This is a genomic window from Actinomadura harenae (assembly GCF_003696215.1).
GTDB lineage: Bacteria > Actinomycetota > Actinomycetes > Streptosporangiales > Streptosporangiaceae > Spirillospora > Spirillospora harenae.
Window position 1 is genome coordinate 1 of the sequence record NZ_RFFG01000185.1, and the last position, 9471, is coordinate 9471.

Annotated in this window: 7 protein-coding genes and 2 riboswitches; of the genes, 6 read left to right on the plus strand and 1 reads right to left on the minus strand. The window is 73.9% G+C overall.

The genetic code is table 11. The features are described from left to right. The coding region (locus tag EBO15_RS41580) for a DEDD exonuclease domain-containing protein (protein ID WP_122199945.1) at positions 1-1370 on the minus strand (1370 nt) is incomplete at its 3' end. A gap of 229 nt (positions 1371-1599) precedes the next feature. Between EBO15_RS41580 and EBO15_RS41585 the strand changes: the two genes are divergently transcribed. The 6 genes from EBO15_RS41585 to EBO15_RS41610 all read left to right on the plus strand — a co-directional run bounded on the left by EBO15_RS41585 (position 1600) and on the right by EBO15_RS41610 (position 9207). Next, positions 1600-2865: an NYN domain-containing protein gene (locus EBO15_RS41585; protein WP_233616835.1), complete on the plus strand. Its 1266-nt coding sequence runs from the start codon at positions 1600-1602 to the stop codon at positions 2863-2865. Between the two features lie 221 nt (positions 2866-3086). Further along, positions 3087-4046, plus strand: coding sequence for a C40 family peptidase (locus EBO15_RS41590; protein ID WP_122199947.1), 960 nt, complete (start codon positions 3087-3089; stop codon positions 4044-4046). Positions 4047-4478: 432 nt separating this feature from the next. Next, a riboswitch (cyclic di-AMP (ydaO/yuaA leader) is annotated at positions 4479-4683 on the plus strand. Positions 4684-4723: 40 nt separating this feature from the next. Then, entirely contained in the window at positions 4724-5242 is a 519-nt protein-coding gene (locus tag EBO15_RS41595) for a C40 family peptidase (RefSeq protein ID WP_233616836.1), read from the plus strand. A gap of 159 nt (positions 5243-5401) precedes the next feature. After that, positions 5402-5532: riboswitch (cyclic di-AMP (ydaO/yuaA leader) on the plus strand. After that, the gene (locus EBO15_RS41600) at positions 5519-6397 is read left to right on the plus strand and encodes a CHAP domain-containing protein (RefSeq protein WP_122199949.1); all 879 of its coding nucleotides are present in this window, start codon (positions 5519-5521) and stop codon (positions 6395-6397) included. It overlaps the preceding riboswitch by 14 nt. Before the next feature lie 33 nt (positions 6398-6430). Further along, positions 6431-7762, plus strand: a complete 1332-nt coding sequence (locus EBO15_RS41605; RefSeq protein ID WP_233616837.1) for a basic secretory family protein — start codon at positions 6431-6433, stop codon at positions 7760-7762. Continuing rightward, positions 7759-9207: a M48 family metallopeptidase gene (locus EBO15_RS41610; RefSeq protein WP_122199950.1), complete on the plus strand. Its 1449-nt coding sequence runs from the start codon at positions 7759-7761 to the stop codon at positions 9205-9207. Before EBO15_RS41605 ends, EBO15_RS41610 begins: the two co-directional genes overlap by 4 nt. Positions 9208-9471: the final 264 nt, after the last annotated feature.

Below are 9471 nucleotides of genomic sequence, written 5' to 3' on the forward strand. Positions count from 1 at the left end.
CGCGCGATGCGCCGCCGCGCCGCCCGCACGACCGGCCGGACGTCGCCGCGCATCGCGGCGCGGGCGGCGTCGGCGTGCGCCTCGTACTCGTCCGGCGTCTCGTCGCCGACGCAGGGCGCGCCGCAGCGGCCGAGATCGGCCAGCGCGCACGCCCGGCCCTTGCCCTTCTCGACCAGCCGCAGCGTGAGCCGCTGGGTGCACTGCCGCAGCGGGACGGCCTCGTGCAGCGCCGCCTTCGCCTCCTCGGCCTGCCGCGTCGACGACAGCGGCCCGAGGTACACCGCCCCGTCGTCCCGGGACTCGCGCACCACCGACAGCCGCGGGAACGGCTCGGCGGTCAGCTTCAGCCAGACCGCCCGCTCGGGGAACTTCGACCGCCGGTTGTAGCGGGGCTTGTGCTCCGCGATGAGGCGCAGCTCGCGGACCTCGGCCTCCAGGCCGGTCGCGCACACGATCGTCCGGACCCGCTGGGCGAGGCCGACCATCTCCCGCGCCCGCCACCGCGTCTCCGAACCGGTGAAGTACGACCGGACGCGGGTGCGCATGTCCGTGGACTTCCCCACGTACAGGATCTCGCCGCCGCCGTCCTCGAACAGGTAGACGCCGGGTTCGCTCGGCACGTTCTCGGCCAGGTGCCGCTTGCGCCGCTGCTCGGGCGTCGGCGCCTTCGCGAACCCCTTCAGCTCCTCCAGGGACGTCACCCCGAACGATCCGAGCCGCTCGATGAGGCCGTGCAGGACGTCCACGGTGGCCTTGGCGTCGGCGAGCGCCCGGTGGCACGGCTCGGTCTCGGTGCGGAAGTAGCGGGCGAGCGTGCCGAGCTTGTGGTTCGGCACCTCGTCACGGGTCATCACCCGGCGCGCGAGGTCGACCGTGTCGACGACGGGGAACGCGGGCCACGCGTACTCCAGCCGCGCGCACGCCGCCTTGAGGAACCCGATGTCGAACGGCGCGTTGTGCGCGACCAGCACACTGCCCCGCGCGAACTCCAGGAACGACGGCAGCACCTCGCCGACGCCCGGCGCGGCCATCACCATCTGCGTCGTGATGCCGGTCAGCGCCGTGATGAACGGCGGCACCGGCCCGCCCGGATCGACCAGGGTCGCGAAGTCGCCGAGGTGCACGCCGCCGCGCACCTTCACCGCCCCGATCTCGGTGATGGCGCAGTCGGCGGGCGACCCCCCGGTGGTCTCCAGGTCGACCACGACGAAGGTGACGTCGGCGAGCGGCGTGCCCAGGTCGTCCAGCGTGCCCTGCACGGGCGCCCCCTGAGAGGACACCGCGGGGACGGCGGGGACCGCGCGGGGGCCGGGGAGCGGCGCCGCCGCCGGCCGGGGGGCTGACCCGGGAAGGTGTTGCGCGGACGTCATGACGGCGACCGTAGGCCATCGCACCGACAGAACACCCGCCGGGCCTCGCGCACCGGACGTCCCGCCGCCGGACCGCTAGGCTTGGCCCCGGTCTCCACCGGTTGAGGCGGGTGACCTCGGGAAACAGTCATCTCAAGAACGGCCGGCGAGAAGGAGCGAGATCATCGACAGCGGCCCGGAGGCGGCGGAGCGCCCGCCCCGCCCCCTGCCCGAGGCGGTCCGCCAGAGCGTGGTGGAGACCGCCGCCGAGCTGCTCGGCGCCCTTCCGCTCGACGAGGTCCCCGTCCCCCTCCGCCGGTTCGCCCGGTTCGAGCGGCGCAAGCGCGCCAAGCTCGCCGGGCAGCACATCGCCGCCCTCCTCGAACGCGACGAGCGGTTCCGCGCCCGCGTCGGCGAGGCCGAACGCGAGACGCACCCCGACCTCGCCGCCGCCGTCGAGGACGGCGCCGTCCCGGCCGCCGCCGACCCCGTCCGCGTCGCCGTCCTCGGCTACCTGCTCCGCCCGGACGGCTGGGACCTTCTGGTCGAGAACGCCCGCGCCGAGCTGGAGCGCTCCGCCTCGCTGACCGAGGGCGAGCGCGCCGAGCGCCGCATCGCCGAGCTCCGCGCCGAGCTCACCAGCGCCCGCGCCAGCCGCGGCGCCGACATCGAGCGCATGCGCGGCGAGTTCCGCGAGGCCAAGGCCGAGATCTCCGAACTGCGCCGCAAGCTCCACGAGGCCCGCGCCAAGGCCAAGGCCGAAGGCGAACGCGCCGACGAGATGGCCGAGCGGACCGAGCGCGAACTGGCCGAGGCCCGCGACGCCCGCGTCACCGCCGAGAAGGAACTGCGCAGGCTCCGCGTCCGCCTGGAGCGCGCCGAGGCCGGCACGGAGGCCGCCAAGCGCGCCGCCCGCGAGGGCCGCAACATCGACGACGTCCGGCTCCGCATGCTCCTGGACTCCCTCGTGGACGCCGCCCAGGGCGTCCGGCGCGAGCTGGCCCTGCCGTCGACCATCGGCCGTCCCGCCGACCTGGTGACCGGCGCCGACGCCGCCCTCCCGCCGCACCGCGCCCTGCCCGGCCGCGCCCTCTCCGACGGCGACCCGCAGCTCCTCGACCGGCTCCTCCAGCTCCCCGGCGTCCACCTGGTCGTGGACGGCTACAACGTCACCAAGACCGGCTACGGCGACCTCACGCTCGCCGACCAGCGCGCCCGCCTCCTGTCCGGGCTCGGCGGCCTCGCCGCCCAGACCCGCGCCGAGGTCACCTGCGTCTTCGACGGCGCCGAACTCGACGCCCCCGTCGCCACCGTCGCGCCCCGCGGCGTCCGCGTCCTGTTCAGCCAGCCCGGCCAGACCGCCGACGAGCTCATCGGCGAACTCGTCCGCGCCGAGCCCGGGGGCCGCGCCGTCGTCGTCGTCTCGTCCGACCGCGAGGTCCAGGACGCCGCCCGCCGCGCCGGCGCCCGCCCCGTCCCGTCCCCGCTCCTCCTGCGCCGCCTCGGCCGGAGCTAGTCCGAGAGCCTTCTTCACGCGCGCATCGTGAGTCACGAGTGACACACCGTAGGTAAACCGGGCTTAACTAGTCCAGATCACCCGGAATCGGTTGTGGCTGCTGTGACCCCTCGCTAGTGTCGTCCGCTGACGTCTTGGACGAGAGGGGCATATCGAACGTGGCCAGTGTTCCCAAGCGTGGCACCACAACGCGTCGTGTGTTGGCGGCAGCATGCCTCGCCGTGGCGACCTCGCTCACTCTCCCCCAGGGCTTCGCCGACGCGGCCCCGGCCAAACCGAGCGCCGACGAAGTCAAGAAGAAGCTCACCAAGCTCAACGAGCAGGTCGACCAGGCGGTCCAGCAGTACAACAAGACCCAGAGTCAGCTGAAGGCCGCCCGGAAGAAGCTGACGGCGGCCAAGAAGGCGTCGGACGCCCAGCAGCGCAGCTACGAGACGCAGCGCCAGGCGATCGCCAAGATGGCGGCGACCGCCTACAAGAACGGTGACACCGACTCGGTCACCGGCTTCGTCTCGGCGGGCAACCCGCAGGTCGTCCTCGACCAGGCCGCGGTCATCTCCCAGCTGTCCCGGAACCGGACGGGCGCGCTCGCCCAGTTCCTCGCCGCCGCCCAGCGCGTGGCACGGGAGAAGGCCCAGGCCCAGCAGACGCTGGACGACGTGACGGCCAAGCTGAACGACGCGAAGAAGCAGAAGGCTGACCTTGACAAGCAGGTCAAGGCCCAGAAGAAGCTCCTCGCCAAGCTCGGCGGCCAGGACCCGACGGACAACGGCTCCGGCGGCGGCAGTGGTGGTGGTGGCGGGGGTCACTACACCGGCCCGGCGTCCGGCAACGCCCGCAAGGCGATCGACTTCGCCTACTCGCAGATGGGCAAGCCGTACGTCTACGGCTCGGACGGCCCCAACTCCTACGACTGCTCGGGCCTGACCGAGAAGTCGTGGGCGGCGGCGGGCGTCGACATCGGCCGCGACACCTACGCCCAGTGGGCGAACGTGAAGCACGTCAGCAAGAGCGACCTCCAGCCGGGCGACCTGGTGTTCTTCAACAGCCTGGGGCACGTGGGCCTCTACATCGGCAACGGCAAGATGATCCACGCGCCGCACACCGGCACCGTGGTCCAGATCGCCGACATCAGCTCTGGCTACTACCAGAGCGCCTGGTACGGCGCCGGACGCCCCTGAGAACGGGCGATCCGGGCGGTATTCCGCTGCACGGCCGTTGGGCCGGGTCTCTGACCTGGCCCAACGGCTTTTTTGTGGTTGATTTGCCTTCTGATTGAACTTTGCTACCTTGTGGGCACTCGCGGCGCCCTCCAGGTGCCGTCCACCCCGCGACGCCCCCCTGGCGCCGCGGATCCGGCGGGGACGCCTTCCAGGCGCCGCCGCCCCGCTCGCGACGCGCCCCACGCGCCGCGTCCCCCGGCAGGCCCGGCCCGCCCGTGCGCACGCTGACGGCGTGCATGGCGCCCAGACGCGCGCCACGGCGGATTCCTTTACCCGGCCCTGCCGCCCCCGCGAGGCCCTTCTGACGGGCCCGCGTTCCCACAACATCACGCCGCTCGCCCGCACGCGGGACATCAGGGTCCCGTCGTCGGCCTCATCACGCCCCGGGGCGAGCAGGCAACGCCGAATCCGCGCGACGGCGCGCGGAACCGGGGACCCATCTGCGCCAACGCGTCCACAGCCATTTCCGGACACGTTCCCGCGGCGCATGGGGTGAATCGACGGTCCCTCCCCCAGAACGACCTGGGACCCGTCGTAGGGCGGCTCCACGCCCGAACCCGGCAGCTAACCCGGTAGGCGTCTGGAAAAAGGAGAAACCCCTGTCCAGCAACGCTGTCAGCAGCACCTCCCGCCGTGTGCGGACCCTAGGCGGCCTCGCGTTCGCCGCCGCCGTCGCGACACCCGTCGTGCTGGCCGGTCCGGCACCCGCCGCGCACGCGGCGGCCGCCAAGCCCGTGGGCACGGTGGTCAAGCAGGCCCGGACCAAGACCTGGGCCCAGCGCCAGAAGCTCGCGCAGAAGGCGCTGAAGTACGCGGCCACCAAGAAGGGCAAGCCGTACGTGTACGGTGCGGCGGGCCCCAACGCCTTCGACTGCTCAGGCCTCGTCCAGTGGTCCTACCGGAAGGCCGGGGTGAACCTGCCCCGCGTCACCACGGATCAGTTCCGTTCGGTAAAGAACAGGGTTGCTTGGAACAAACTGGCGCCAGGAGACCTTGTGTTCTTTAACGGCAAGGGTCACGTGGGCATCGTCTACGAGAAAAAGGGCCGGACGCTCTACATGATCCACGCCCCCCACACCGGCGACCACGTCCGGGTGGCCAAGCTCGACAGCTACCGCAAGAAGACCTTCGCGGGCGCCGTCCGTCCCTACTAGACGGCGGTCCGCAGGGCCCGGCGGCCGGCACGCTCCCGCCGCCGGGCCATCCTTCCCCTCCGCTCGCCGTCCAGCGCGAGCCGTCCCGTAGCGGGACAGTCCGTATCCAGTACCGGACGCGCCTCATCGAGGGCGTCCGCCGCCGAGTCCGCTCCCGGCGCGCCAGCCGCGCCGACGTAGAGCCGGGGACCCACCGAACACCTGGGGTGAATCGGCCTCTCAGAGGCCGTAGGGCAGCTTCCACGCCCGAACCCGTCAGCTAACCCGGTAGGCGGCATGGAAGCCGAGGAGATCACCAGCATGAACGGCAAGCACACCAAGCTCCACCCCGTCCTCGAGTCGCTGCGCAAGACCCCGGTGGCCCAGGCGATCCGCACCACCCCGGTCTTCCAGTCGGTGCGCACCACGAGCGCCCTCGTCGCGGGCGCGGCCCTGGTCGGCACCATCGCCGCCACCACCGCGCACGCCTCGACGACCACCCCGCAGGACCTCAAGCCGCAGGCCGCCGTCGCCGGCGCCGCGCACGCCGAGGGCGCCCTCCCCGAGACCCGGCAGGAGGCCCCGCAGCACGCCGCCGCGCAGCAGCAGGCCCCGCAGGCCGCCCCGGCGGCTCCGCAGGCCGCCAACGAGGCCCCCAAGGCCCCGGCGCAGCCCGCCCCGCGCAAGCCCACCGCCGCGCAGGCGATCAAGATCGCGACCTCGCAGGCCGGGATCAGCGAGGACGGCGCGGGCAAGACCAAGTTCCAGCAGTGGTACATGGGCACCGAGCGGGCCAGGCAGACCATCGCCCGTGACGGCGGCTCGCTCGGCCTCTACGCCGACGCCGAGTGGTGCGACATGTTCGTCTCCTGGGTCGGCCACCAGGTCGGCTTCGCCGGCTCGGTCGGCTCGGACGCCTGGACCGTCGCCCACGCCAAGTGGTTCCAGCAGCAGAAGCGCTGGGGCACCGCGGCCAAGCCCGGCGCGATCGTCTTCTTCGCCTGGAACGGCAGCAAGAGCATCGACGCCATCCAGCACGTCGGGATGGTGATCAAGGACAACGGGAACGGCACCGTCAAGACCGTCGAGGGCAACACCGACGGCGGCAAGGTCGAGGTCAAGACCCGTCCGAGCTCGACGATCGTCGGCTACGGGTACCCGCAGTACTCCGGCTGATCCGATCTCCCGGCCGCGCCCTAGGATCGCCGCATGGACGACGAGAGGGGTGCGGCCACCGGCACAGGGCCCGCCGCCGGGACGACCGGCGAGCAGGCCGCTGAGCAGCGCCTGGAGCCCGTCACCGCCGAGGAACCCTCGCGGAGGCGGGCTCTCGGCATGCTCGCGGGCGGCGGCGCGGCCGCCTGCCTCGCCGCCGGGGCCGGGGTCCTCGCCCTGACGCGCCGTCCGGACGCCGGGCCCCGGACGATCACGGCCTCCCCCGTCGGGACGCCCGATCCGCGGGCCGTCGCGGCCGTCCTGGCGAACCGGGCCCGGGCCGTCCGGGAGCGGAACCGGATCGCGTTCATGGCCACGGTCGCGGACGCGCCCGCCGCGTTCCAGCAGGCCCAGGCCCGCCTCTTCGACAACCTGGCCAAGATCCCCCTGGACGGCTGGGAGGAGCGCCCCGGGAGCCCCCACGGCGCGTCCGGTGTGGTCCAGGTCTCCCTGCGCTACCGGATCACCGGCTTCGACACCGGCCCGGTCGCCCGCACCCGTCACCTGGCCTTCGCCCCGCGCTCCGGCACCTGGACGATCATCGGGGACGGCTCGTCCGCCGGTCTGGTCGGCGACTCCGACATCACCGACGCCGGGCCGCTCACGGTCGTCCGGAAGGGACCGGCGCTGGTCGTCGGCGACGCGTCCGGGCTGGACGAGATCGCCCGGCGCCTCGCCGCGGCCGTGCCCGCCGTCACCGCGGTCACCGGGACGTCCTGGGCGCGCCGCGCGGTCGCCCTGGCCCCCGCCGACGCCGCCCTCGCCGGACGCGTCGCCGGGACCGGGAACGGCCAGGACGTCGCCCGCTTCGCCGCCCTCGCCGTCGTGACGCCCGGCCCGGACGGCTCCCCCGGCCAGGACCGCGTCGTCGTCTCCCCCGCGTTCGGCCGCCTCAACGATCTCGGACGCCGCGTCGTCCTCACCCACGAGCTCACCCACGTCGCCACCGGCGGCGCGCGGGACGGCCGCACCCCGATCTGGCTCATCGAGGGCTTCGCCGACTACGTCGGGTACAAGAACGCGAACGTCCCCGTGAAGTCGGCCGCGCGCGAACTGGCCGCCGACGTGGCCGCCGGACGCGTCCCCGCGGCCCTGCCCTCCCGGGACGACTTCGACGGCGCGTCCGGACGGCTCTCCCAGGCCTACCAGGAGGCGTGGCTCGCCTGCCGCATGGTCGCCGACCGATACGGTGAAACCGCCCTCGTCCGCCTGTACCGGGCGGCCGGGCGGGAGTCCGAGGCCGCCGCGCTGCGCCGGGTCCTGGGCCTCCCTCCGGACACCTTCACCGCCGACTGGCGCGACTACCTCCGCAAGGAGCTCACGTGAGCGACGCCACCTCCCCCTCGCAGGAGCCGCCCGAGGCGCCCGCCTCACCACCCGGCCCCGGCGGCGGCACGGACACGGCCCGGGCGTACCGGAGGCCGCGCAGGGCGGCGGCGATCACGGCCGCCGTCCTCTTCGCCGCGGTCGCGGTGATCATCGCCCTGACGACGCCCTGGACGCCGCTGCCGGGCCACGTCCCCGGCGGACGGGTCAGGCCCGACCCGGCGCCCGACTTCACGCCCGCCGAGATCCACCGCGCCGCCGCGTTCGACCACGCGCTCAACTGGCCCGCCTACGCCCGGCTGTTCACCGTGCTCGCGGTCGTCCTCGTCCTCGGCTTCACCCCCCTCGGCGCACGGCTCCTCGGGCTCCTCACGGCCCGGACGCGCCGCTGGCCCCTCCGCGTCCTGATCGGCGCGCTCGCGTTCACCTCCCTGACCTGGGCGCTCTCGATGCCGTTCGCGGCCTGGGGCGAGTCGATCCTGCGCGACTACGGGCTGTCCACGCAGAGCTGGCCGAGCTGGCTGGTCGACCAGGTCAAGTCGCTCGCCGTGACCTGGGTCACCTACACGCTCGGGCTGCTGCTGCTCGTCGGCCTGATCCGCCGCTTCCCGCGCTACTGGTGGACGGGCGCCGCCGCGGGCGCGTGCGCCCTGGTCATCGCCGGATCGTTCGCCTACCCGGTCATGATCGAGCCGGTCTTCAACACGTTCCACTCGCTCCCCGCCGGGCAGCTGCGCACCGACCTGCTCGACATGGCCCGCCGCGACGGCGTCCCGGTCTCGGACGTCCTGGTCGCCGACGCGTCCCGCCGGACGACGTCGCTGAACGCCTACGTCTCCGGCTTCGGCTCCACCCGCCGGATCGTCGTCTACGACACCCTGCTGACCTCGATGTCCACGCCCCGGATCGAATCGATCGTCGCGCACGAGCTCGGCCACGCGAAGTCCGGCGACGTCCTGCACGGGACGCTCATCGGGGCGCTCGGCGCGGCGGGCGGCCTGTGCCTGCTCTACCTGCTGCTCACGTCCCCGCGACTGCTGCGCCGGGCCGGGCTCACCGCGCCCGCCGCGCGCCGTCCGGACAAGGACGAGGCCGCGCGCGACCCGTCGGCCCGGAACCGGGGCGCGGCCGACCCGCGCGCCCTCGCGCTCGTCCTCGCGCTGATCGCGGTCGCGACACAGCTCGAGGCGCCCGTCCAGAACCTGGTGAGCCGCCACGTCGAGGCCCGCGCGGACGCCCACGCCCTCAACCTCACCCGCGACCCGGCGACGTTCGCGACCATGCAGCACGAGCTGTCGGTCCGCAACATCTCGACGCTCACACCGGACGTCCTCGAGACGCAGCTCTGGTCCGACCACCCCACCGGCCCCGAACGCATCGCGATGGCCCGCGACTGGGCGCGGATGCACCACGTCCCCGAACCGCCCCCGCTCGTCCGCCACTGACGCGGACGACCGCGACCACGGCGCGGGCCGTCCGGTGATCGCTCACCGGACGGCCCGCGCCGTTCGCCGTGTCAGGCTCGCCGGGTCAGGCTCGCCGGGTCAGTGTCCGGAACGTCCCGGCCCAGGGTTCGGACGGGCCTCGCCCTGTGCCGTGGGCACCGTGGCCGGGTGGCCCGGGGCGGCCGGCACGGCCGGGGCCTTGGGGGCCGCGCCCGGCATCGTCGGGACCGCGCTCGCCCCCGAGGGGGCCGCGCCCGGCGAGGC

Coding starts and splice junctions, on each gene's coding strand:
- EBO15_RS41600 (WP_122199949.1), top strand. CDS start 5,519: ATGGAAGCCGAGGAGATCACCAGCATGAACGGCAAGCACACCAAGCTC.
- EBO15_RS41605 (WP_233616837.1), top strand. CDS start 6,431: ATGGACGACGAGAGGGGTGCGGCCACCGGCACAGGGCCCGCCGCCGGG.